The 22,699-nt window shown below is 65.4% G+C and carries 30 protein-coding genes; 15 read left to right on the forward strand and 15 right to left on the reverse strand.

Annotation, left to right across the window (positions count from 1 at the left end):
• Positions 1-26: 26 nt before the first annotated feature.
• Positions 27-674 (reverse strand): NADPH-dependent F420 reductase, encoded by a 648-nt coding sequence (locus U5919_RS01690; RefSeq protein ID WP_336021791.1) that lies wholly within the window; start codon positions 672-674, stop codon positions 27-29.
• A gap of 203 nt (positions 675-877) precedes the next feature.
• Entirely contained in the window at positions 878-2,029 is a 1,152-nt protein-coding gene (locus U5919_RS01695; RefSeq protein ID WP_336021792.1) for a hypothetical protein, read from the reverse strand.
• 169 nt (positions 2,030-2,198) lie between these two features.
• Between U5919_RS01695 and U5919_RS01700 the strand changes: the two genes are divergently transcribed.
• The 7 genes from U5919_RS01700 (at position 2,199) to U5919_RS01730 (ending at position 7,067) form a co-directional block, all read left to right on the forward strand.
• Entirely contained in the window at positions 2,199-2,684 is a 486-nt protein-coding gene (locus U5919_RS01700; RefSeq protein ID WP_336021793.1) for a GNAT family N-acetyltransferase, read from the forward strand.
• Positions 2,685-2,707: 23 nt separating this feature from the next.
• Positions 2,708-2,902, forward strand: coding sequence for a hypothetical protein (locus U5919_RS01705; RefSeq protein ID WP_336021794.1), 195 nt, complete (start codon positions 2,708-2,710; stop codon positions 2,900-2,902).
• 430 nt (positions 2,903-3,332) lie between these two features.
• Entirely contained in the window at positions 3,333-3,983 is a 651-nt protein-coding gene (locus tag U5919_RS01710; protein ID WP_336021795.1) for a DUF6517 family protein, read from the forward strand.
• A 98-nt stretch (positions 3,984-4,081) separates the two neighbouring features.
• Positions 4,082-4,246: a hypothetical protein gene (locus tag U5919_RS01715; RefSeq protein ID WP_336021796.1), complete on the forward strand. Its 165-nt coding sequence runs from the start codon at positions 4,082-4,084 to the stop codon at positions 4,244-4,246.
• A 40-nt stretch (positions 4,247-4,286) separates the two neighbouring features.
• Positions 4,287-5,285, forward strand: a complete 999-nt coding sequence (gene corA / locus U5919_RS01720) for a magnesium/cobalt transporter CorA (protein ID WP_336021797.1) — start codon at positions 4,287-4,289, stop codon at positions 5,283-5,285.
• A 265-nt stretch (positions 5,286-5,550) separates the two neighbouring features.
• A complete protein-coding gene (locus U5919_RS01725) occupies positions 5,551-6,696 on the forward strand; it encodes a transcription initiation factor IIB (protein WP_336021798.1) in 1,146 nt (381 codons plus the stop codon).
• A gap of 191 nt (positions 6,697-6,887) precedes the next feature.
• Positions 6,888-7,067: a DUF7836 family putative zinc-binding protein gene (locus U5919_RS01730; RefSeq protein WP_336021799.1), complete on the forward strand. Its 180-nt coding sequence runs from the start codon at positions 6,888-6,890 to the stop codon at positions 7,065-7,067.
• A gap of 37 nt (positions 7,068-7,104) precedes the next feature.
• On the opposite strand, the gene U5919_RS01735 is transcribed toward U5919_RS01730, so the two are convergent.
• Entirely contained in the window at positions 7,105-7,512 is a 408-nt protein-coding gene (locus tag U5919_RS01735; RefSeq protein ID WP_336021800.1) for a translation initiation factor IF-2 subunit beta, read from the reverse strand.
• 262 nt (positions 7,513-7,774) lie between these two features.
• Here U5919_RS01735 and U5919_RS01740 point away from each other — a divergent pair, with 262 nt between their 5' ends.
• A complete protein-coding gene (locus U5919_RS01740; protein WP_336021801.1) occupies positions 7,775-8,011 on the forward strand; it encodes a UPF0058 family protein in 237 nt (78 codons plus the stop codon).
• 139 nt (positions 8,012-8,150) lie between these two features.
• On the opposite strand, the gene U5919_RS01745 is transcribed toward U5919_RS01740, so the two are convergent.
• The 4 genes from U5919_RS01745 to malQ all read right to left on the reverse strand — a co-directional run bounded on the left by U5919_RS01745 (position 8,151) and on the right by malQ (position 12,355).
• Positions 8,151-8,699 carry a DUF555 domain-containing protein gene (locus U5919_RS01745; RefSeq protein ID WP_345786321.1) on the reverse strand — a complete coding sequence of 183 codons (549 nt, stop codon included), beginning with the start codon at positions 8,697-8,699 and terminating at the stop codon, positions 8,151-8,153.
• 106 nt (positions 8,700-8,805) lie between these two features.
• Positions 8,806-9,765 (reverse strand): DNA-3-methyladenine glycosylase family protein, encoded by a 960-nt coding sequence (locus U5919_RS01750; protein WP_336021802.1) that lies wholly within the window; start codon positions 9,763-9,765, stop codon positions 8,806-8,808.
• 78 nt (positions 9,766-9,843) lie between these two features.
• On the reverse strand, positions 9,844-10,800 hold the full coding sequence (locus U5919_RS01755) for a mechanosensitive ion channel family protein (protein WP_345786322.1): 957 nt from the start codon (positions 10,798-10,800) through the stop codon (positions 9,844-9,846).
• A gap of 64 nt (positions 10,801-10,864) precedes the next feature.
• On the reverse strand, positions 10,865-12,355 hold the full coding sequence (malQ, locus tag U5919_RS01760; protein ID WP_336021803.1) for a 4-alpha-glucanotransferase: 1,491 nt from the start codon (positions 12,353-12,355) through the stop codon (positions 10,865-10,867).
• 143 nt (positions 12,356-12,498) lie between these two features.
• Here malQ and U5919_RS01765 point away from each other — a divergent pair, with 143 nt between their 5' ends.
• Positions 12,499-13,404: an SDR family oxidoreductase gene (locus tag U5919_RS01765; protein WP_336021804.1), complete on the forward strand. Its 906-nt coding sequence runs from the start codon at positions 12,499-12,501 to the stop codon at positions 13,402-13,404.
• A 15-nt stretch (positions 13,405-13,419) separates the two neighbouring features.
• Here U5919_RS01765 and U5919_RS01770 read toward each other — a convergent pair whose 3' ends face one another.
• Positions 13,420-14,712 carry an ArsA family ATPase gene (locus tag U5919_RS01770; RefSeq protein ID WP_336021805.1) on the reverse strand — a complete coding sequence of 431 codons (1,293 nt, stop codon included), beginning with the start codon at positions 14,710-14,712 and terminating at the stop codon, positions 13,420-13,422.
• Positions 14,713-14,839: 127 nt separating this feature from the next.
• Here U5919_RS01770 and U5919_RS01775 point away from each other — a divergent pair, with 127 nt between their 5' ends.
• A complete protein-coding gene (locus tag U5919_RS01775) occupies positions 14,840-15,061 on the forward strand; it encodes a hypothetical protein (protein ID WP_336021806.1) in 222 nt (73 codons plus the stop codon).
• 45 nt (positions 15,062-15,106) lie between these two features.
• On the opposite strand, the gene U5919_RS01780 is transcribed toward U5919_RS01775, so the two are convergent.
• Positions 15,107-16,249 (reverse strand): pyridoxal phosphate-dependent aminotransferase, encoded by a 1,143-nt coding sequence (locus tag U5919_RS01780; RefSeq protein WP_336021807.1) that lies wholly within the window; start codon positions 16,247-16,249, stop codon positions 15,107-15,109.
• Between the two features lie 102 nt (positions 16,250-16,351).
• On the opposite strand from U5919_RS01780, the gene U5919_RS01785 reads away from it, so the two are divergent.
• A complete protein-coding gene (locus U5919_RS01785) occupies positions 16,352-16,864 on the forward strand; it encodes a CinA family protein (RefSeq protein ID WP_336021808.1) in 513 nt (170 codons plus the stop codon).
• Positions 16,865-16,940: 76 nt separating this feature from the next.
• Complete coding sequence (locus tag U5919_RS01790) at positions 16,941-17,507, forward strand: metal-dependent hydrolase (RefSeq protein ID WP_336021809.1); 567 nt, start codon at positions 16,941-16,943, stop codon at positions 17,505-17,507.
• A gap of 61 nt (positions 17,508-17,568) precedes the next feature.
• Here U5919_RS01790 and U5919_RS01795 read toward each other — a convergent pair whose 3' ends face one another.
• Positions 17,569-18,291 carry a PHP-associated domain-containing protein gene (locus tag U5919_RS01795; protein ID WP_336023843.1) on the reverse strand — a complete coding sequence of 241 codons (723 nt, stop codon included), beginning with the start codon at positions 18,289-18,291 and terminating at the stop codon, positions 17,569-17,571.
• Between the two features lie 263 nt (positions 18,292-18,554).
• Between U5919_RS01795 and U5919_RS01800 the strand changes: the two genes are divergently transcribed.
• Positions 18,555-18,857, forward strand: coding sequence for a DUF7565 family protein (locus U5919_RS01800; RefSeq protein WP_336021810.1), 303 nt, complete (start codon positions 18,555-18,557; stop codon positions 18,855-18,857).
• A 135-nt stretch (positions 18,858-18,992) separates the two neighbouring features.
• Here the strand turns inward: U5919_RS01800 and U5919_RS01805 are convergent, their stop codons facing one another.
• Together U5919_RS01805 and U5919_RS01810 are read right to left on the reverse strand one after the other, a co-directional pair.
• A complete protein-coding gene (locus U5919_RS01805) occupies positions 18,993-19,445 on the reverse strand; it encodes a transcription elongation factor Spt5 (RefSeq protein ID WP_336021811.1) in 453 nt (150 codons plus the stop codon).
• Between the two features lies 1 nt (position 19,446).
• Positions 19,447-19,620, reverse strand: a complete 174-nt coding sequence (locus tag U5919_RS01810; protein ID WP_049986601.1) for a protein translocase SEC61 complex subunit gamma — start codon at positions 19,618-19,620, stop codon at positions 19,447-19,449.
• Between the two features lie 85 nt (positions 19,621-19,705).
• Between U5919_RS01810 and U5919_RS01815 the strand changes: the two genes are divergently transcribed.
• Together U5919_RS01815 and U5919_RS01820 are read left to right on the forward strand one after the other, a co-directional pair.
• Positions 19,706-19,903: a hypothetical protein gene (locus U5919_RS01815; RefSeq protein WP_336021812.1), complete on the forward strand. Its 198-nt coding sequence runs from the start codon at positions 19,706-19,708 to the stop codon at positions 19,901-19,903.
• Positions 19,887-20,492 (forward strand): hypothetical protein, encoded by a 606-nt coding sequence (locus tag U5919_RS01820; protein WP_336021813.1) that lies wholly within the window; start codon positions 19,887-19,889, stop codon positions 20,490-20,492. Before U5919_RS01815 ends, U5919_RS01820 begins: the two co-directional genes overlap by 17 nt.
• Positions 20,493-20,586: 94 nt before the next feature.
• On the opposite strand, the gene U5919_RS01825 is transcribed toward U5919_RS01820, so the two are convergent.
• The 3 genes from U5919_RS01825 to ftsZ all read right to left on the reverse strand — a co-directional run bounded on the left by U5919_RS01825 (position 20,587) and on the right by ftsZ (position 22,632).
• Positions 20,587-21,009: a desampylase gene (locus U5919_RS01825; protein ID WP_336021814.1), complete on the reverse strand. Its 423-nt coding sequence runs from the start codon at positions 21,007-21,009 to the stop codon at positions 20,587-20,589.
• A gap of 6 nt (positions 21,010-21,015) precedes the next feature.
• Positions 21,016-21,339 (reverse strand): rhodanese-like domain-containing protein, encoded by a 324-nt coding sequence (locus U5919_RS01830; protein WP_336021815.1) that lies wholly within the window; start codon positions 21,337-21,339, stop codon positions 21,016-21,018.
• A gap of 129 nt (positions 21,340-21,468) precedes the next feature.
• Positions 21,469-22,632: a cell division protein FtsZ gene (ftsZ, locus tag U5919_RS01835; protein WP_336021816.1), complete on the reverse strand. Its 1,164-nt coding sequence runs from the start codon at positions 22,630-22,632 to the stop codon at positions 21,469-21,471.
• Positions 22,633-22,699: the final 67 nt, after the last annotated feature.

Consider the following 22,699-nt stretch of genomic DNA (forward strand, 5'->3'; position numbering starts at 1 on the left):
CGGTGTGATTCGACGCGGCCGTCTGGCTACTGGACCACCGCGAACGCGTGCTCCCACGTGTCGAGGTGCATCCCGATACGGACCCACAGCGGCACGAGCGCTTCCAGATATCGGGACGACTCGATGGTCCCCACGTCCAGCGCGCCGGGCCAGCCGAATTCGACGAGCAGCGCTTCCGTCCGCTCTTTGGCACGCTCGTCGTCGCCGCAGATCATCATCGGCGGGGTCTCGTCTTCGAACTCCGGATCGACCATCTGGACGTTCGAGACGGTGTTGAAACACTTCACGACAGATGCCCCTGAGAGCGTGCGCTGCACCCGCTCTCCCAGCGAGTCCGTGCCGCCGAACAGGAGCTCGGGCGGTCCCTCCTGAGAGAACGCAAGCGGGTTCGTCGTATCGAGGACGAGCCTGCCGTCGAAATTCCCCGGTCCAGCTGTATCTAGGACCTCCGGAACCGCCGCGCCGAGAACGGACAGGACGACGACATCGCCGAACGAGGCAGCGTCGGCAAACGAGCCGACCGATACCGTTCCTTTCGTCTCCGTCGCCCAGTCCCGTAGGTTCTCGGGGCTTCGCGTTCCCAGTTTGACCTCCCAACCGTTCTTCGCAAAGCCGCGTCCGAGTGCCTTCGCCACGTCTCCGCTCCCGATGACACCGACACGACGGTTGGCCATACTACTCATTGGCCATCGAGATCGATAAGCACAGTGCCGAGAAACGTCAATTTGCACCGCTAGTGGTCGCGTTTAGTTACGGATTGCTGGCCGAGAACCCGACTTTCACGCTCGTCGGCTACGACGCCCGTCCGGACGACTTTTTGGCCAGTTTCGGCTGGTCGACTGCCCGTTCGGAGCCCCGGTTTGCAACGTCCGCTGGGTCACTCGTGGCTCACGCACTTCTGTCGCTCCGGTGTGAGAAGCAGGTAGGTCACAAGGACGGAGACCCCGGCGACGGCGAGGATGAACCCGCCCGTAGTGGGAAAGAGACCGTACCGTTCGACGATCCCGGAGACGTCGGTGACGACGATCACCTGCAGCGCGCCGACCACGACGCCGATGATACCGAAGACGGATCTGGCGATCTGTTCTTGGAACACGTATCCCATATCGCGTTCGACGCGGACCGCGTCGTGGACGCTGATGTCGATCCGGTCTCGTTCGGTCGCGGGCATCTTGATCGTGTTCGGTGGACAGTCGCCGTCGAGGTCCGTCGTGAGACACTGGGCTTTCGTCCGCTTCCCGCGCCACGCGAGAACGACGTTGTCGCCGGGATCGATCCCCAGAAACGCCATCATATCCTCGGTCATCCGAACGACGTTCCGGTACTCGTCTTGATCCGGTCCGAGCCGAACGTTGAACGGCATCTCCCTGCTGTCGACGAAGAACTTCTGTATCCGTCGCGACAGCGACCGATCCGCGTCGGCGGCGACGCCCGTGTTCCGAACGCCCACTCCGTCTCCGGGCTCGATGTCGATGGCCTGTCGGGACCGGACGTCGACCCTGACGAGATCGGGATCGCCGTGCGGCGCTTCGACGGTCACGTCGATCCGACCGCCCGTGACCGGATTGAACAACTCCACGACGGACCCGGGGACGATCCCGAGTTGGTCCATCCGACGATCCGAAATATGACAGACTCGATAGTCGATCTCGTCGTCGTACGTTCGGCGAGCGGTCCCGGAGAACTGCGTCACGGACGCGTCGACGCAAACGTCGACGACGAGTTCCCCGTCGTCGATCCGGCCGACGGAGCTGACCGCGTTGTAGAGGTTCGTCCGCAGCGCTCCGACGTAGTGATCGGCTTCGATGAGGGAAGGGGAAGGTTCGAGTTCGACCGCGACGACCCGGATTCCGCTGCCGGTACGCTCCGGGTCTCGGAGACGGACGTACCCGTAGTTCGAGAGCCCCAGCTCGTCGAACGCCGCCGGCGGCAGAAAGAGGGCGTTCCGGAACTGATCGGCGGTGTCGGTGAACAGACCAACGTCCAGATCGTAAGGCCGCCGACAGCGGACGGTCACCGAAGTATCCATATCGGTGCCCCTCGTCCGAGTGTGAATAATCTATTGTCTCGATTGGCCGACTGCTGCGGGCAAACGTTATATCCGACAGTTACCTACTGCGTCTGGACGGACATCAATCCAGCTTGAACCCGATCAGGGAGACAACTGCGGCCAGTAACCGACACGCACGACTGTTGATATGAGTACGCTTTCGTATCGGCCAGCAGCGGCGTCAGATATCCCGCGTTTGGTCGAGATACATCGTCGAGCGGTCCGCGAAATCGGCTCGGGCTACTACACGAATCGACAGATCAAAGCGTGGACCGCCGAAGCCCGAGAGGACGCGTACCCGATCGCCGATAGCGAGGTGGTACTCGTCGCCGAGCGTGACGGGACGGTCGTCGGATTCGGGCAACTCACCGTCGAGCGGCCGGAGATTGCGAAATTGTTCGTCGATCCGGACTACGCCGGTGACGGGGTCGGGGCGTCGTTGCTGGCCGAATTAGAACGCGTTGCAGTCGAACGTGGCGTCTCCGAGCTGTTTCTCGACTCGTCGTTGAACGCGGCGAACTTCTATCACCGAAACGGGTACACGTACGGCGAGATGCTGAACAAGTATCTGCCCGTCGACGGCGGAGAGGTGGTTTTTCCCGCACTTCGTATGGGGAAGAGCCTTACGCGCTGAAGCCAACACTTCAACGAGAGCGTATGTTTCGCGAACTCATCCAGCGGGTCCGAGCCCGCTTCGGCGACGACCAGCGCGAGGAGTCTCGGTTTGTTCCGTCACTCCTCGACGCCTCGGTGCGCCACGCACACGGCGATAGCGGCGACGCCGGAAGTCGCGAAATCGAGACCGTCAAATCGGAAGCCGAGCGACTCGAAGAAGCCCGACAGAAGCGTTGACGACGTCGTTCGATTCGACCCGCGCACCGAACGTGTAGTTCGGAATGAACGGGGCACGAGTCGGAGTGTGGCGGCCCCTTCCGAATTCTCCTCCACCGCGTTTTCGACATTTCTCCCCAAACCAAGCAGTACCGCGATAACCACGGTAAGAGTTAACATACTGAGTCACGTTAGCAGTGTGTAATGGCGACTCGTGGATCGTTTGTCTGTACTGAGTGTGGACACCGCGTCTCACCGGGGTCATTCCACGCCCGATGCCCCGACTGCGAGGGGGATCTCAGATCGTCGATCGAGTGAGTCGAACGCGGCGGCGAGCAGTCCGGCCATCGCTGTTGTCGACAGTGTGGGTACCCACCGCTTCGACCACCTTCAGTTCCAGTGACAGGATCGACCCGCGTATTTAACTCCAACGAGAGCAGTACTCTCGGGCGTGCTATCGAACCGTCGCGCGCTGGCCGCCCTCGCGGTCGCGCTCCTCTTAGTAACGAGTGGATGCATCGGCTTCATCACCGGAGACGAGCCGCTCGCCTTCTCTGCTGACCCGGCCGCCGTCGAGAGCGGGGCCGCCCAAGACGCGGGCTACGAACTGAACGACACGCGGCCGCTCGAAATCAACGAGACCGTCGAGGTCGCCGGACAGGAGCGGCAGATCGTCGCCACGAACTACCTCACCGATTACAAGAAGAGTATGGAGCTCGGCCCGCTCGGTGAGACCGAAGTCGGCGTGTTCACGGTCGTTTCGACGCCTGCCGTCGAAATCGCCGGGCGGACGCTCAACCCGATCGGGAGCTACTCGAACGCGCGATTGGTCCAGTTCGTCCAAGAGCAGTACTCCGGGATGAGCGACATCGAACAAGTCGGCGAAGAGAACATCACCGTACAAGGGACTGAGGCGACGGTGACGAAGTTCGCCGCGACCGCCACCCTCCAAGGCCAAGAGGTCGACGTCTACATTCACGTGACGAAGTACCGCGACGGCGAGGACTTCATCGTCGCGATCGGTGTGTACCCCCAGCAACTCGGCGGCGAGGAGGAGAACGTCCTCTCGATGATGCGCTCGATCGAGCACCCCTCGGAGTGAGGACACCGTTCCGAGAACGCCGCTCGGGATCGGAAAGACGACCCGTCGCGTCCGCGCACCCGAACAACGCTTTTACTCTGGCTCTGTGGAGAGAACGTATGCACCGAACGCGAGCGGTCGGCCTCGGTATCACCGCGTTCGCCCTCGTGGGATACGCGATCGGGGTCGTCGCGGCGTACCCCGGGCGTTCCGTGAGTCTCGTCGGACTGATGGTCGGCGTGACGCTGTATGCGATCGGCCACGACGGGGGTGAAGCGCCGTGAACCACGACCGAACCCGCCGCAGACGGGAGCGTGATCCGCTGTGATCTCTGCGCTCGTCTACGACGTCGGTCGCGTCGAACGTCACTCGATCGACGACGAATCTGACCTCGAAGCCGCCCGAGTGGCACCGGGAACCACGTGGGTCCGCGTGAGTTCGCCCACCGAGGCGGAGATCCGAGCCATCTCGGAGGCGTTCTCGCTACACCCGCTCGAAATCGAGGACGTTCGCGGCGGCGTGCGTCCGAAGGTCGAGGAGTTCGACGATCACACGTTCGCCCTCGTGAAGACCGTCGCGCTCGAACGCGGCGAGACCACGTTCGACGAGGAGGTCCGAACGCAACCGATCGGGCTGTTCCTCGGCGAGGACTGGCTCGTGACGATGACCGACGAGGAAGAGCGCGTGCCGGTCGTTTCGGACGTCTGGCAGTCCGTCGAGAACCAACAGGGTCGGATCCTCAAGCAGGGTCCCGACTTCGCGGCGTACCGCGTGATCGATCACGCGGTCGAGCAGTACTTCGACCTGCTGGACACCGTCGGCGACACGATCGAAGGGATCGAAGAGTCCATTCTCACGACTCCCGACAGCGAACTCATCGAGGGCTTGAACGCCGTCCGTCGGGACCTGCTGTCGTTCCGCAAGGTCGTCTGGCCGATGCGCGAAGCCGTCGGCACGCTGGCGCGCGGGGATCTGGTCGGTGTCGACGAGAGTACCGAGAAGTTCTACCGCGACGTGTACGACCACCTCGTCGAGATCGTCGACCTCACGGAAACGTACCGTGATTTGACCCGCGGAGCGCGTGACATCTACCTCAACGTCGTCTCCCAGTCGACGAACGAGGTGATGAAGCGGCTGACCATCGTCGCGACGATTTTCATCCCGTTGACGTTCGTCGTCGGCGTCTACGGGATGAACTTCGGCGAGCACGCGACGAATATGCCTGAACTGACGTGGCCGTACGCCTATCCCGCCGTCATCGTCGGAATGACGCTCGTCACAGCGGTTTTGCTGATCTACTTCCGCCGTGAGGGGTGGATGTGATGATCGGCTGCACGACTCCACTGGTGACCCGCCACTCCTGCCTCGTCCGGCGACACGGTGTGTGCGGAATAGTTAAATATGCACCAATCCGCCGTGACTGCCGCACCTCGAACGCGGTAAACTGCCTCTGTGGGCGGTATATGATCGGTATTCGGTACCTCTTGACACAGCAACATTTATAAACTCACGCCACTTACTGCAAGTAAGTTCAGTCCCGCCGGACCTCTTTCTTTTTGTCTTCCGGATAGGACGAACCAGCCCAATTATGAGTGATACACGAACCCGAGAACGAACCGACGAGCGCAGGAGGTTCCGGGCCGGCGGCCGATTCGCCGACGACCGGAGCGAGACAGTACGCGAAACGGAGGCAGCGGACGAACAGACCACGGACGAACAGACCACGGACGAACAGACCACGGACGAACAGACCACGGACGAACAGACCACGGACGAACAGACCACGGACGAACAGACCACGGACGAACAGACCACGGACGAACGGGAAGACGAGCGGTTCGTCTGTCCGGAGTGCGGTGGCAACCTCGTCACCGACGAGGCACACGGAGAGACCGTGTGTACCGACTGCGGCCTCGTCGTCGACGAAGATTCGATCGACCGCGGGCCGGAGTGGCGCGCCTTCGATAGCGCCGAGCGGGACAAGAAGTCGCGCGTCGGCGCGCCGACGACGAACCTGATGCACGACAAGGGCCTGTCGACGAATATCGGCTGGCAGAACAAAGACGCCTACGGGAAGGCGCTCTCGTCGCGCCAGCGCGAGCAGATGCAGCGGCTGCGCACGTGGAACGAGCGCTTCCGCACCCGAGACTCGAAGGAGCGCAACCTCAAGCAGGCGCTCGGCGAGATCGATCGAATGGCCTCCGCGCTCGGACTCCCGGAGAACGTTCGGGAGACCGCCTCGGTCATCTACCGCCGCGCGCTCAGCGAGGACCTCCTCCCCGGCCGCTCCATCGAGGGCGTCGCGACCGCGGCGCTGTACGCGGCCGCCCGGCAGGCCGGGACGCCGCGCTCGCTCGACGAGATCGAGCGCGTCTCCCGCGTCGACAAGATGGAACTGACGCGGACGTACCGCTACGTCGTCCGCGAGCTCAAGCTGGAAGTCGAGCCCGCGGACCCCGAGCAGTACGTCCCCCGCTTCGCCTCCGAGCTCGGCCTCTCCGACGAGGCCGAACGACAGGCGCGTCAGCTCCTCCGCAACGCGAAGCAGGCGGCGATCCACTCCGGAAAATCGCCAGTCGGCCTCGCCGCCGCGGCGGTGTACGCGGCCGCGCTGCTCACCAACGAGAAGGTGACCCAGAGCGAAGTGAGCGAGGTCGCCGACGTCTCTGAGGTCACGATCCGCAACCGATACAAGGAACTGCTCGAAGCCGACGACGCCGGAATGATCGCGTAATCGGCGTTCGAGTCCTCTGGGTGTTTGATTCGGATCCGGCTCACTCGGTTCGGATCCCTTCGGGCTCCTCGGCATTGGTGCGGTCGCACCCGAAGTATCTGTGCGGTCGCGTCCCGAAAACCGACGAGTCGCGCGGAGCCGACTCCTGTTTTGCACGAACATTTATTGACGTACCGCGAGTCGTTGGCGCTATGGTCGAAGCGTTTGTCCGACTGCTGTGTCCCGAGTGCACGAAAGGCTGGGAAGCCGAGCCGACATCGCTGCCTAATCACCGCCAGAATTTCACCTGTTCGTCCTGTGGCGCGACGAGACGGCTCGCGGAGTTTATGCGGACCGAACGCGACCTCGACACGATAAAACAGTTCGAGTAGGACGTCAGCGACGCTCAGCGATCGTCCCGAGCGATCACTACAGATCGGGAACCGGCGAGATCGCGCCGCAGGCGTCGCATTTCAATACTGTCGTTCCCTGCTGGTCGATGAGCCGCGTGTCCGGCGATTCACACTCTCCGCACGTCACGAAGTCCCCGACGTAGGCGTCTAGCGCCTCGGAGACGCGCCGCTGTTTGAAATCACCGGTGAACCGCGCTCGCCCGCGGTCGTCGATCTGCGCGCTCGTCCCGAGTTCCGACTGCATGAACCGGACGAGGTGATCCGGGTCGCGCGCGAGGCGGTCGTGGGTCGCCTCGAAGTTCTCCCAGACCGTCGCGTGCCCCTCCGGGCGGACCTCGGGATCGGGGACCTCGAACCGCGTGCCACCCTCGGCGACGTCCGGTGACTGTTCGAGCGCTCGATCGAGTTGATCCTCGTAGTCCATACCCACTCTATCGACGCGCGTCGAGTAAAACGTTCATATACGACCTTCGAACGCGACAGCCGCCTCGGACGATCAGATTCGCCGTCGCTTTCGTCACTCTCGATAGCAAGTAGCACACTACCCGTCTGCCGTCCATCGATCCTTCATTATTGAAAGCAGTAATTCCGCCGAATCGGGGCGTTTCGCCCGGATATTCGACAGGTCCGTGTTAACGAGACTCAGGATAATAATATATCCTTCCAGTCTCAACTCAGGGTTGCTCATGAAGAAGCAGGAGCTCATCCACCTTCACGGCCTGCTTGCAGAAGTACACACACAGGTCGAGATGTGGGAAGACGAAGACGTCTCGCTCGAAGCATACAACGAACTCGGCGTACGACCGACATCGATTCACAAATCGAAGACGGATCACAAAGCCGCCGTTTTCAAATTGGTCAAAGGAATCACTTCCTCGCTCGACGAGGCCGAACAGAGCCCCGTCGCGGCGACCGCTGACTAATCGCGACCGCTTCGCTACATCCTCCAAGCGCAACGATCGATCAGCGGCGGCCACGGCTCGTACAGAGCTCAAAGCGGAATCGCGAGCGACACGCAACGCCGAGTAACAGACGCGACCCCGACTCGCAGAGCTGCACGATTCAGCCGTCTTCGAGCAGGTCGTCGAATTCGGGGATGAGGTCGTCGCCGTCGTCGTCCTCGTCGTCGGCCGCCACGCTTTCACTCGCGGATTCGCGGTCGTTTTCGGGGGCGTCGTCGTGGTCGGGCCCCGCGTCGCCTGTCGTGTCGGTCTCCTCGTCTCCGTCGTCAGTGTCTGCGTCCTCGGAGTCATCGTCCGCACCCTCGGTGTCTGAATCGGGGATCCGCTCGACGGAGAGCACTTTCAAGGGGACGTTTTCGAGCCGCTGGCCGATCTCCTTGCGGGCGATCCGGGAGGCGTGCTCCTCTTGTTCGACGTTGAACACGGTCATCTCCAACTCGAGGGCCACGAGGGCTTCGTCGGCGGCGACGAACGCCGGGGGGAGCTCTTCGCCCCCCGGCGTCGTCCGCGAACCCATCGAGATCTCGACGTAGCTCAGGTCTGGATTCAGCATCTCGCCCGTCTTCGAGATGGCGATGCGGATCGCCTCGTCGGGCGTCGCCACGTCGTACACCGGAATCGCGGCCTCGACGACGACTCTGCAATCCATACGAGTAGGTTGGGTCGCCGAGGGCATCAAAGGTTCGCCCAGTTGATTGGTCGTGTGTCGTCGAGTGGAATCGTCGGGAACAGTGCGAGAACCTCTCGCGCCCGCCTCACGCCTCGCCGCCGGCGCGGAGGTAATGGAAGAGGTACGTCTGGACGTAGCCCGCGTACTCGCCGCCGAGTCGTTCGCGGAGCGCGCGCGACGTCTCGGTGTAGTTCCCGCGGTCGCACTCCGGGAAGCGGTCGGCGATTGCACCCCGAATCCACGTGTCGAGCGGGACGGCTTCGAGATATCCGAGCGAGAACAGGAGCACGCAGTCGGCGACCTTGTCGCCCACGCCGACGAACCGGGTGAGCGACTCGCGGGCGTCCTCGTAGTCGAGGCCGACCGCCTCGTCCGGATGCGCCTCGCCCGAGGCGACCATCTCGGCGGTCTTTCGGACGTAGGGCGCGCGGTAGCCGAGCTTCAACTCGCGGAGCTCCGCCTCCTCGCGAGCGGCGAGTCGCTCGGGCGTCGGAAACGCGTGAACGGTCTTCCCGCCGATCTCCCGCGGCTCGCCGAACGCCTCCGCCAGCGCCATCTGCATCCCGTGGATCCGCGAGACGCGCATCTGCGCCGAGCAGATGAACGAGACGAGGCAGGGAAACGGCGGATCGCGGACGAGCCGCATCCCCCGGTATTCGTCGAACGCCCGCGCGAAGACGTCGTCGTCGGGCGCGGCGGCGTAAATCTCGTTCAGGTCGTCGTCGAGCCGGAGCAGGTGACGCAACGCGGGGACCGGATCGGCGGTCGCCTCCCACTCCAACGCGCCGTCGCGCTGGCGGACGCGCACGAAGACGTCTTCGTCGACGACGCCGTCGATCGGGGGGACGACCGTCCGGTACCACGCGTCGCCGCCGTGGACGTCGATCGATTCGTACATCCTGCCGTCGGGGCGGTTCCACAGGTACGACTGTCCGCTCTCCAGCGTCGACTGCAGATCGAACGGCCCCGCAATTTCTGAGAGGTCGATCGCCCCCGTTTCGAGTGTCGCGTCGGCGTCGCCTCCCGCGCCGGAGTGTGCCGTCATCGACAGTCGGGAGGGACGCGGGGCGTATCCCGGTTTCGATGCGTGGTGCGACCGAGTTGGCTCGTTTTCCTGCCCGCCTCACCGATTCCGGCTGACCGGGAACTTCACGCGTTCGGGCTCTTCGTTGAAGCGCGCGAGGATCCGCTCGTAGAGCGCGTTCCGGTTTCGCGTCACCTGCCGGGAGCGCGAGAGAAAGCGCAGGCGGAGTTCGACCCACGACTCCTGCTGGACCACGTTGACCACCGGCCCCTCCCGAACGTCCAGTTCGACGGCCGTCCGGTCGAGTTCCGAGCGGTACGCCTCAATCCCGCGACGCATCTCCGCGCCGAGGTGGTCGGTCGCCTCCTCGATCATCGTCTCGCGGGCGAATTCGAGATCGGTCTCGTAGGCCACTTGAATCGACACCTCGCTCCAGACGAACTCGAAAAGGGTCGTGTCGTTGACGACCTGCGCGGAGAGTACTTCGGCGTTCGGGACGGTGACGACCCGCCCCGAGGGCTGCCCGGAGGTGACGAGCCGCCCGCCGACCTCCCACAGCGTCGTCGTCAGGAACCCGACGTCGATGACGTCGCCGCGGGTGTCTGCGATCTCGACTCTGTCGCCGACGCCGTAGGGTCGCTTCAGGATGATGTAGAACCAGCCGACCAAGGAGAGAAGCGGCTGTTGGAGCGCGAAGGTGATCGCGAAGCCGACGACGCCGAGCGAGAACAGGACACCGAGCCACTGATCGGTGAGAACGCCCGCGACGCCCGCCGCGGCGACCACGCCGAACCCGAGTCTGAGGACGTTCCGCATGTCGTGGCTCCGCCGCCTGTTCGACAGGCGCGAAGCGAGTACCGACTCCACGACGAGGTATGCGCCAGTCGCTGCGGCGAGAACGGCCGCGGCGACCAATCCCCGCGAGAGAAGCGGTTGCAGTTGCACGCCGCCGACGAGAACCTCGGCAACCCCGTCAGAGGAGCGGACCGCGGTCGCGGCGAGTGCGAGTCCGACGGCGGCGACGAGCGAGACGTATCCGGCTGAGCGACGAACCACGTTCCGGACTCGACGCGCTCGGACAAAAAACGGCGGGACGTGACGTTTCGACGCGGGTCCGCTCTCAGTCCCTGATGTGCTCGTCGGTCAGGCGCGCGAGTCGGGCCGCGAGGCCGTCGTCGAATGCCTCCCACGTACACCGCCACGCCCAGTTCCCCGAGGCGGTTCCCGGGCGGTTGAACCGCGCCTCCTCGCCGAGACCGAGGACGTCCTGAACGGTCGTGAACGCCAGCGCGGCGTCGGAGCGCCAGACCGCCTCGATCATCGACCAGTTGATCTCCGAGCCGTCCGCGCCGATGTTGTAGTGGAGGCAGTCGCGCTGCTGTGGCGGAAGCGACTCGTAGTACCCATAGAGCGTGTTCGTGTCGTGCGTCGAGGTGTACGCGACGCTGTTCTCGCGGTAGTGCATCGGCTGGTACATATCGCCCTCGCGGCACCAGTCGGCGTAGTGGGGGACGCGCATCGCGGGAAAGCCGAAGCGCTCGCGGAGGTCGACGAGCGACTGGTCGACGAAGCCGAGGTCCTCGACGACGAACGGCAGGTCGTCGAGTCGCTCGGCGACGGTCTCGAAGAAGTCGACGCCGGGCGCGTCGCGCCACTCGCCGTCTCCGGGATCGTCTGACTCCGCCGGGATCGCCCAGAACTCGTCGAACCCCTTGAAGTGGTCGATGCGGGTGACGTCGACGAGGTCGAACAGGCGGTCGAGCCGATCGAGCCACCACTCGTAGCCGTTCGCTCGGAGCGTCTCCCAGTCGTAGACGGGGTTCCCCCAGCGCTGCCCGTCGTCGCCGGGGTTCGGCGGGACGCCCGCGACGGCGGCGGGTTCGCCTCCCTCCATCAGGTCGAACGCCTCGGGATTCGCCCAGACGTCGGCGCTGTCGAGCGCGACGTAGATCGGCAGGTCGCCAACGAATTCGACGCCGCGCTCGTCGGCGTAGCGTCTGAGGTCGCGCCACTGGGCGTCGAAGGCGAACTGAACGAACTCGCGGTAGCGGATCTCCTCGGACAGCTCCTCGCGGTGTCGCGCGAGCGCGCTCGATTCGCGGGCGCGGATCGGCTCGGGCCAGTCGGTCCACGCGCCGTCGTACCGCGTCCGCAACGCCATAAAGAGCGCGTAGTCATCGAGCCAGCCCGACTCGCGCTCGCGGAACGCCTCGAACTCCTCCCGCGTCGTCGCGGCCGCGTCCCTGTGGAAGTTCTCCGCGGCCGCCCGGAGCCGATCGGTCTTGTACTCGCGGACCGTCTCGTAGTCGACCTCGTGGGGCGAGAAATCGGGAGCGGAATGCAGATCGATCTCGTCGAGGTGACCCGCGTCGACGAGGCGCTCGAGGCTCACGAGGAGCGGGTTGCCGGCGAACGCCGAGTAAGCCTGATACGGCGAGTCCCCGTGAACCGAGGCTGTCGGTCCGAGCGGACAGAACTGCCAGTGGGACTGTTCGGCGTCGGCGAGCCAGTCGACGAACGCGCGCGCGCCGCTGCCGAGGTCGCCGATGCCGTGCGGACCGGGAAGCGATGTGAGGTGGAGGAAGACCCCGGCTCGTCGGTCGAATCGCATACTCGAAGCAGCCGGGGGAGTAAGTTAAGCGTGTGGTGGTCGAGACGCGCGGCGATCGAGAACGCGACCGCGACGGACCGTGGCGTGGTCACGGAGTCGACGAATCGCCCACAGTTAACACCGCGCGGTACCTTTCGGCGGTCGTGCATCCGAAAACGGCCCTCATCACCGGCTGTTCGTCCGGCATCGGCCGCGCGGCGGCACTGGCCTTCCTCGAGGAGGACTGGTGCGTCTACGCGACGGCCCGCAACCCCGCCGATATCGAGACGCTCGGCGAGAAGGGCTGCCGCATCGCGACGCTCGACGTCACCGACGGAGACGACGTCGACAGAGTGGTCGACCGCGTCGTCGAGGAGGAGGGGCACATCTCCTGTCTCGTCAACAACGCCGGGTTCGGGCAGATGGGGCCGCTCGAAGACGTTCCGACCGAACAGGTCCATCGGCAGTTCGAGGTGAACGTCTACGGCCCCCACCGGCTCATCCGCGCGGTCCTTCCACACATGCGAGCCCAAGAGGACGGGACCATCGTGAACGTCTCCAGCGCCGCCGGGCGCGTCTCGTTCCCCGGCGGCGGCGTCTACTCGGGATCGAAGTTCGCGCTCGAAGCGATGAGCGACGCCCTCCGCAACGAGGTCGACGAGTACGGCATCGACGTCGCCGTCATCGAGCCCGGCCCGGTCGAGACGAGCTTCGCAGAGCGCGTCGAGCGCGAAGTCAACGGCGACGGTGAGAACAGCGACGGCACGGACACCGATGCGGGCGACGCCGACACCAGTGCGGGCGACGCCAACGAGTCGATCGCTGGAATCGAACGATCGGGAGCCTACGAGTCGTTCTACGACCTCTTCTCGGAGACGCAGTTGATCGGCGGCGACGGACTCGGGGCCATCTCGCCCGAGCGCGTCGCCGAAGACATCGTCGACGCCGCGTCGTCGACGAAACCGCGAGCGCGTTATCAGCCCGGAACCGCCGCCCGCGTCGCCGTCCTCGCGCGGCACCTCCCCTCGCGGTGGCTCGACACGGCGTATCGGTACCTCAGAAAGCTGTAGCGCGGGCGATCGAAATCAGGCCAGACACGCGGCGACGACCCGGAGCGCCCCCTCGCCGCGCACCTCTTCGGCGAGAAGCGGTACGCGTCTCACGTCGCGGCCTCTGAACAGCTCGGTCGCGCGACCGATGGCGTCCTGCTGGACGCCCCAGCGGCGCTGGCAGAACTCGCAGTTCTCTAAGTCGGGCGAGACGACCCACTGGTTGTCGACCTCGGCGGCGGTCACGTCGGCGAGGTCCTCCATCACGCGGTTGACGACGAGCGTCTGCACCGGGATTCCGTACCCGTCGAGGCGTTCGACGAGCCGCTCGGACTCGACGACGCTCATCTCCTCGGGGATCATCACGACGCGGAAATCGGTCTTCCGCGGGTCGCGAAGGACCGCGCGCAGCCGTTCGATCCGCTCGCGAAGCTCGTCGAGGTCGGGCGCGGCGGCGTCCTGAGCGCCCATCCCGAACATTCCTTTGACGCCCTCCATCATCCCCGAGAACTGCTGGCGGAGCTTCGCGACCCGCCCGAGCATCGTGTCCATCATCTCGGGGAGTTCGAGCAGCCGGAGCGTGTGCCCCGTCGGCGCGGTGTCGACGACGACCCGATCGAACCGCGGGTCATCGAGGTATTCGAGCAGCTGTTGCATCGCCGCCGCCTCGTCGGCTCCGGGCATCGACCCGGGTCCCATCGTGCCACCGAGCAGTTCTTCCATCCCGCCGAGGTCGCCGAACGGGGACGCGCCACCCGCGTCACTCTCCCCGGGGGCGAATCCGTCGTCGGCGAACGGACCGCCGTTCCCGCCGTTCGCGTCGTCGGCGAAGGGGTTCCCCTCGACGTCGGCGTCGTGATCGAAGCCCGAGTCGTCGCCGGCTTGCCCGGTCGCTCCGCCGCCGTCCTCTCCCTGCGAGAACGGCCCGGCGACGACCGCGTCGGGATCGATCTCCGCGGCGTACAGCGGCATCGACTCGCGAATCCGCGTCGGTTCCGGCGGCACGTCGACGCCGAGAGTGTCGGACAGCGAGTGCGCCGGGTCGGTCGAAACCACGAGCGTCGACGTCCCGGCGGCCGCCGAGGAAAGCGCCGTCGCGGCCGCCATCGTCGTCTTGCCGACGCCGCCCTTCCCGCCGTAGAGAACGTAGTTCGGGGCATCGACTGACTCCGGAAGCGCCGCGTCGTCGAGGTCTCCGCTCGGCTCGTCACGCTCCTCGGAGCCGACGCTCTCGACGGCCTCGACGTCGATCGAGGTGTCCCCCTCCGGCGCGTCGCTCTCGGATTCGTGCTCGTCGCCACCCGCGGCGTCGACGTCGGTACTCGACATACGCGAGGCGAGGAGACGAGGACTTGTGTACTTCTCGGTCGCAGTGTGGTGCGCGCAGTTCCACCCGCGCGGCGTCGGTGACGAAATCCGGCGAAAGCTTTCTTGACCCACTCGTCGAAACATCGGTATGTCGACGACCATTACGACGCCTGCGGCTTCGGAGATGTGTACGTACTGTGGCTCGGAAATCTTCGATCACGATCCCATCTGCGTCCGCGATTGTACCGATGACTGCGGGTCGCCCGAGTACTTTTGCAACTACGCCTGCCTCTCGGTGTATATCGCCGAGAACGACTTGGCTGCGGGCGACGCGTGCGAGTGGTCACCGGACGGCGACGGTTGTTGCTGACCAGCGAACAGATGCTGCCGCTGTGAAAGCGCGCTGTAGCGACTCTCACTCCCCGTCGAAATACGCGGCCAGCCGATCGGCCGCCTCGTCGGCGCGATCGGTGCAGAGCGCGAAGCGGACCCAGTCGTCGTAGGCGTCGCCGAAGGCCTCGCCGGGCATCCCGGCGACACCGGCCTCGTCGATCAGCCGTTCGACGTTTTCCATCGTCCCCGGGAACTCCTCGAAGCGCGCGAGGACGTAGAACGCGCCCTCGGGGGTGGTGTAGTCCGCGCCCGCGGCGTCGAGCGCGTCGGTGAAAGCCTCGATCCGCTCCCGCAACCTGTCGCGGACGGACTCATAGTACGACGGCGGCGTCTCTCGCAGGGCGTTCTCGACGGCCGCCTGCGCGGGTCGGCTGGTCGCGACGTTCACGAGCATATGCCGCGTCAGCGCCCCCTCGACGAGGTCCGCGGGGAAGACCGCATAGCCGACGCGAAAGCCCGTGATCGCCATCGACTTCGAGAACGCCGAGGTGACGACGACGTGGTCGCGATCGAGAGTGAGCGCGCTCTCGAACCGGTTCGAAAAGTCGAAGTGGTCGTACACCTCGTCGACGACGAGCAGCGCGTCGACCTCGCGGGCGATATCGGCCAGTTCCGCGACCGACTCGCGGTCGTAGACGGCCCCGGTCGGGTTGTTGGGCGTGTTGACGACGATCGCTGCGGTGTCGGCCGTGGCGGCCGCGCGCATCGCGTCGATGTCGACGTGGCCGTCCTCGCGGACGGGGACGCGCGTGACGTCCGCGTCGAGAAGCTCCGCCTTGCCCGGGTAGTACGGGTAGACGGGATCCGTGAGGAGGAACTCCGAGCCCGCCCCGCGCTCGATCGCGCCCGCCATCGCGAGATAGTTAGCCTCGCCCGCGCCGTTGGTGACGACGAGCCGAGAGACGTCGACGTTCCGCCGGGCCGCGATCTCCTCGCGAAGTCCGCGGAGCCCCTCGCTCGGCGGGTACTGGAACGCCTCGGAATCGGCGTCGGCGTAGGTGTGCAGCCCCTCGCGGAGCGCCTCCGGCGGCTCCCAATCGGGGTGGCCCGACACCATATCGACGACGTCGCGGTCGGCGGCGGCGGCGTATCGGATGACGCGCTGAAAGAGCGGTTCGTCGTACGCGTCGTCGGCCTCCTCCGACGCGTCGGCCGTGTCTGTCATCTCGTCTGCGGCGACGGATTCGGGAAAGGTGTGCTTTTCGCCCTCGGTGGCCGCACTCTCGTCGTCGGCCCACTTTTGGGGTCGCCCCGCGTTTCCCGGACTATGCGAGAGTTCGCAACCGAGCCGCCGGTCGAGGCCCGCGTCGGCGACGCACTCGACGCGGCAGACGCGACCGTCGCCGTCGCCGAGTCCTGCACCGGCGGGCTGATCGGCTCGCTCCTGACGGACGTCCCCGGCTCCTCGGCGTACTTCGATCGGTCGGTCGTCACCTACTCCTACGACGCGAAGCTGACCGCTCTCGGCGTCTCGCGGGAGGCACTCGACGAGCACGGCGCGGTCTCAGAGCCGGTCGCACGCGAGATGGCCGCCGGCGTCCGCGACATCGCCGGTGTCGACTGGGGGATCTCGACGACCGGCATCGCGGGCCCCGAGGGCGGCACCCCGGAGAAACCGGTCGGAACCGTCTACATCGGGCTGGCCCACCGCGGCGAGTGGGGGACGGACGATTCCTACACCCGCGTCGAACGCTTCGAGTTCGACGGGAGCCGAACGCAGATCAAAGAGCAGATCGCCCGGCGGGCGCTCGAAACACTCTGTGACGCCGTCGACGCGTAGCGCCGCGGCCGACTGGGACCGAGAGTTCGGGACCGAGACACAACGTTTGTAGGGGTGACCCGCGCAGACACAGGCGATGAACAAAGACGGACACGTGCTGAACGGGGCGCTCTTGGCGGTCGGACTCGGGATCATCCTCACCGTCGATCCGTTCGCCGGACCGATACTCGAAGGGGCGAACGGCGAGACCACTGTCGACGCCGCGTGGGCGCTCGCGGGCGACATCGGACGGTCGATCGCCGCGCTGTCGCTACCGGTCATCCTCGGCGCGCTGTTTCCCGACGTCGACACCGCGTTCGGCCGCCACCGAAAGACGCTGCACAACCTCCCGGTGCTGGGCATCTTCCTCGCGTTCCCGTACCTCTTTGGCAACCTCCAGTTCGTCTGGATCGGCGTCGCGACGCACTACGTCCTCGACATCGTGGGATCGAAGCGCGGTATCGCGCTCTGGTATCCGTTCTCCGCGACGGAGTACGGCTTCCCGACCGGCGTCGCGACGTCGAGCAAGTGGGCGATGCGGGCCACCGTGCTCGTCACGCTGATCGAACTCGGTATCCTCTTCGTCGTTCACAACTACCTCATCGCGCTCAATACGCCGGTCTCGGAGGCGACGAATCTCCTCGCGGCGTTCGCCGGAATCTGATCGCGGCCGATGCGTTCGCTGCGGATCGCTCTCACGTCCCAGCGACCGGCTCTCGCCGCCCTCAGTACACGCTGACGTCGTCGAAGCGTCCGCCGTAGGCGACGTGGCTCGGATGGGTCGGCTCCGTTCCGGAGAGGAACATCCGATCGAGCTTGCTCCACGAGTTCTCGTAGCCGAGGTGTGCGAACTCCGCAAGCCCGCGGGCCGCGTGCCACGGACCGTTCCGCCGATACACCGTCCGCGGCGCGCCATCGCGCAGCGCCTCGACGAGATCGAGCTCGGAGTCGATCTCGCGCTCGAACGTCGTCCACACCTCCCCGACGCTCCCGTGCAGATGTGCGTACGACGAGCCGAACCCGGGGCGATCGACGTCGTGCGCGATCCGTCGCGCGCGGCGGTTCTGCCACTCGAACAGCTTCAGGTTGTGCGTCTCGACCGCGTGGATTCGCTCTCGGTGTGCTCGGATCTCCTCGGCGTCGAGGCTCACGTTGAGAAACAGCGGGTGCGGTACGAGCACGGCCGCGCCCTGCCGTCGGAAGGCGTCGAACGCGCCGTCGAGAGAGATGAAATCCGGAATCGGTTCGGCGAGTCCGACTGCGAGGAGGTGCCGCCGGTCGCGCCACGTCCCGGCGAACACTTCGCGAGCGGGAACGACGAGCAGGTCGTCGTCCGAGAAGCGCTCCGCACGGGCACGGAGTTCGGGAAGTCGCGTGAAATGCGGAGCGTAGACGAGTACGTCGAGGCCGCAAGCCTTCGCGCGGGCGACGACACGCTCGTTCAGGATCTTGACGTGGAGGTCGACACGGGTTCCGTCGGTCGGCTCGCCCGTCCGCGTCGAAGCGTCCCCCGTCTGCGGCGACGTCACCGCCTCCGTCCGCGTCGAAGCGTCCCCCGACTCCCCCGCGGTCGAGTCTGCGTCGGCTGCTGAGTCCGGCCCGGACGCACCCGTATCGGTCACGTCCCCGGATTTTCGGTGCATTCTGTTAGTGATTTCTATTTGCCGTCGGCTGCGGAACGGTTTTGTCGCCGGTGGTCGTGGCCTTCGGTATGTCCCTGTGGAAGTGCGGCATCGGCGGCTGCTCGGAGCGGTTCGAGGACGTCGAATCCGCGATCATCCACCAGACGGTCGAACACAACCGTCACGAGTGCACGGTCTGCGGCAGCATCGTCCCCGACGGCTACTTCGCGATCCGACACGCCTTCGAGGAGCACTCTCGGGCCGAATACGTCCGCGCTTACGACGCCGACTCGACGGCCGTTCGCGTCCGCGAGGACATCAAAGCCGCCATCGAGGACGAGGCCGACCTCAGAGCCGTCGTCGAAGAGCTCAAGCGCCGGGACGCGCTGTAGCGTCGTCGCTGCCGACTCGCCGTCGTCACTGTCGAGGCCGACTTCTGGCTCCTTCTCGACGGTCCGCTGCCGACGTCGCTGCGAGTGACGAGGTCGTGTGACCACCGGAACGGAAAAGCGGCCTGTTCGATCGGTCTATCGCTCGTCGCTGTCGAGGACGCGGATCTGGTCGCCGCGGACGGTGACCGGAATCGGGACGGTCGCCTCGTACAGTTCGACGGTGACCTGATCTTTCGTCTCGTCGATCCGCTGGACGCGAGCCTTCTCGCCCTTGAACGGTCCGGCGATCAGTTCGACGATGTCGCCCTCGGCGATGCCCTCAACGTCGGGCGTCGGCGAGAGGAAGTGCTCGACCTCCGCCATCGAGGACTTCCCGGCGTCGCCGCCGGTCTTGACGAGTCCGCGAGCGTGCGGAATCTCTTCGAGGGCCCGCGTGATCACCGCGTCGTTGTCGGCCTCGACCATCACGTAGCTCGTGAGCGAATCGGGTGCCAACACGGCGTGGATCTCGGGCTCCTCGCGGTTCGCGATCATATCCGCGACGGTCCGCTCTTGGCTCGCGGTCGTCTTCACCGAGAAGATCGGCACCTCAGACACCTCCGGGGAGGAAGCTCATTACCGCGTAGATGAGAAAGCCGAGGAAGCCGACGAGAACGATGCCGGCACCGGCGATGAGGCTGATCTGTGAGAACTCCTCCCACCCGGGGGTGCTCGCCAGCTTCAGCACCCGCACGTAGCTCGTCAGGTCGTACTTGACGTCCATTGTTGCGTGGAGATTGTGCGTCCGGCTTTTTCTATCTATTGATGCGCGCCGTCGGACGCCGAACTCCGAAAGCGGTGTGTGGTGGGTGGAGATCAGTAGTGATTTCTCTATCATCTCGATCGACAGACGCATAGCCGCTGTCGTCGCCGACGGCGAGGCGATCGTTGACGGCGAAGACGAGGTAATCGCCATCGAGGACGAGCCACCGCGGCGTGCCCGTACGGATCCCAGCAACTACAAGTGGTCCACGGGGGAGGTTGTGACTAATGAGCGAAGGAAGTGACCCATCGTCGGCAGATTCGTCCCCGGACGAGAGCCGGACGGACGCGGAACCGTCCGAAAGCGCTTCCGAGCGCGACGCGGGACCGGACGATGGGGTCCCGGAGCGCAACGCGGAATCGCCGCAACCGTCGCCCGCGCTCCCGTTCGTCGGTGCGTTCCTGACCGTCGTAGTCGCCGGACTGCACTTGCTTCATCCCAGTCACGGGCTGCTCAAGCTGTTCGTGATACTGAACGCCGATCCCGGGCTGTTGGTCTTCGATCCGCGGTCGTTCGCCTTCGTCGCGTCCGGGATCGCGCTCCTCGTGGGACTGTCGCTGAGCCGGAACGCGCCGAATCGGCGACCGTACTACCTCGCGGGAATCGCGCTCGCGCTCACGTATCTCGTCGGCTACTTCGCGTGGCACTTCACAGGTCACGGCGGGTTTCTTCCCGGACGCGAGCCGCTGCTTCACGGTCTCTCGCCGGTCGAGAACGTCGTCAGTCACCTCACGACGGACGTGTGGGCGGCGGTGTCGAAGGCCACTGAAATCGCACTGGTCGCCGTCTTGACGGTCCTGTACCGCCGAGAGTCGTCCGAAAGCGATCGGTGAGCGCCCGGTACGCGGTCGTATCGGTCGCTCTCGGACCCTGTCAGTTACGGGATGTCAGAAAGGCCGTCACAACGATCGATCGGCCCGACGAGTCCTACTCGACTAACTCGACGGCCTCTCGCTCGAACGCGTCGCCGGCCCAGCGCCACGAGCCGAGGTACGGGTAGCCGTCGAACGCGCAGATCGCATAGGAGTACCCCGGCCACGCCGCGCGCTCGGCGTCGGTGTCGCTGGGGTGCACTGGACCCGTTGGATGTGTGTGGTAGAAGCCGACGACCTCGCGGCCCGCCGCCTCGATCGATTCGATGGTTTCGAGCTGTTCTTCGGGATCCATCGCGTACCGGATCTGTGGCGTCTCGGCGACGTTATCGACTTGGTGAGCCTCGCTGACGACGCTTCGCTCGTCGCCGTACTCGCCCGCGAGGACGCCGCAGATCTCCTCGCTCCCGCCGCCGTAGCCCTGATAGACGATGTCGTCGTAGACCTCGCGCGTCAGGACGAGCGTCGAATCGGCCACGTTCGATTACTCCTCGGATTCGAGTTCGTACTCCCACGCGTTGTACCCACCGGCGAGGCTCCGTACCTCGCCCGCGTCCTCGACGCCCTCGTAACTGCCGATGAGTCGGGCCGCTTGGATCGACGATTGGCCGATCGGGCAGGCGACGACGACCTCGTCGTCCCACTCGATCTCGTCGATGCGGCTCGGGAGTTCGTGCATCGGAACGTTGATCGCGCCGGGGATGTGTCCCTGGGCGAACTCCGCGGAATTCCGGATGTCGATGACCTGCGGGCCGTCGCCGGACGTCTGCCGCTCGTGGAGTTCTTTTGCTGAGATCTCTTGGATCATCGGTAATAGACGTGCGTAGACTACGAATGTGAATACCTGTTTCGAACCTCGCAGTCCTCTCCGTCTCTCTGACTCCGCCGTCGGGAGCGGCGTGCTCGACAAATCGATACGGCCCCCGAGACCGATTGCCTACTCGACGTAGTCGATCCCGGAACCTTGGCCCTGCCCCTGCGGCGACGCTTGGGGCTGCGGTTCCGGCTGGGACTCCTCTTCGCTACGGCCGTAGATCTGCGGCGACTCGACGCCGGTGACGACGATCATCGTCCGCATCGTGCCGTCCAGTTCCTCGTCGACGGAGGTCCCCCAGATGATTCGGGCGTCGGGGTCGATCCGGTCGTAGATCTCCTCGACGACGCCCTCGGCCTCCTCGATGCTCATATCCGAGCCGCCGGTGACGTTCACCAGCGCGGAGTTCGCGCCCGAAATGTCGACGTCCAAGAGCGGCGAGCGGAGCGCGCTCTTGACGGAATCTTGCGCTTTCGATTCGGAATCGGACTCCCCGAGGCCGATCATCGCGACGCCGCCGCGCTCCATCACCGTCTTCACGTCGGCGAAGTCGAGGTTGACGAGGCCGGGCTTGGTGATCAGTTCGGTGATGCCCTTCACCGAGCGCATCAGCACCTCATCAGAGACCTTGAACGCCTGTCGGACGGGGAGCTTACCGACCGCGTCGAGCAGCCGGTCGTTCGGGACGACGATGACGGTGTCGGCGACGTCGCGGAGGCGCTCCAGTCCCGCCTCGGCGTTGGTGCGGCGCACCTCGCCTTCGGCCGTGAACGGCGTCGTGACGATCGCGATGGTGAGTGCGCCCGACTCGCGGGCGGCCTTCGCGACGACCGGCGCGGAGCCGGTGCCGGTGCCACCGCCGAGTCCGGCCGTGACGAACACCATGTCCGAGCCGTCGATCGCGTCGTAGATCTCCTCTTGGGACTCCAGCGCCGCTTCCTCGCCCACCTGCGGGAGCGATCCCGCGCCGCGGCCCTGCGTCTTCTGTTCGCCCATCAGGATCTTCGTGTCCGCCTCGATCTCAACGAGGTGTTGGACGTCGGTGTTGGCGGCGACGAGCGACGCGCCCTCGATGCCCTCTTGGTGCATTCGGTTGACGGTGTTGCCGCCGGCCCCGCCGCAGCCGACGACGGTGATGTCCGTCTGTAAGTCAACGAGGACTTCCTGCAGTTCCTCGTCGGTCATCGTTCCGGTCCGGGGCATCTCCCCGCCGGTGGGTCCGTCGACGGTGTTCCCATCCCCCGTCTCCTCGGCCTCGTCAATCGCATCGTCGACGATGGAGTCCATAGTATGGGCGTTCTTTCCGAATACAGCCTAATGATCTTTCCCCCTTCCGTCCGACGCCCGTCTGACG

The organism is Halobellus sp. LT62, from assembly GCF_037031285.1.
Lineage (GTDB): Archaea > Halobacteriota > Halobacteria > Halobacteriales > Haloferacaceae > Haloquadratum > Haloquadratum salinisoli.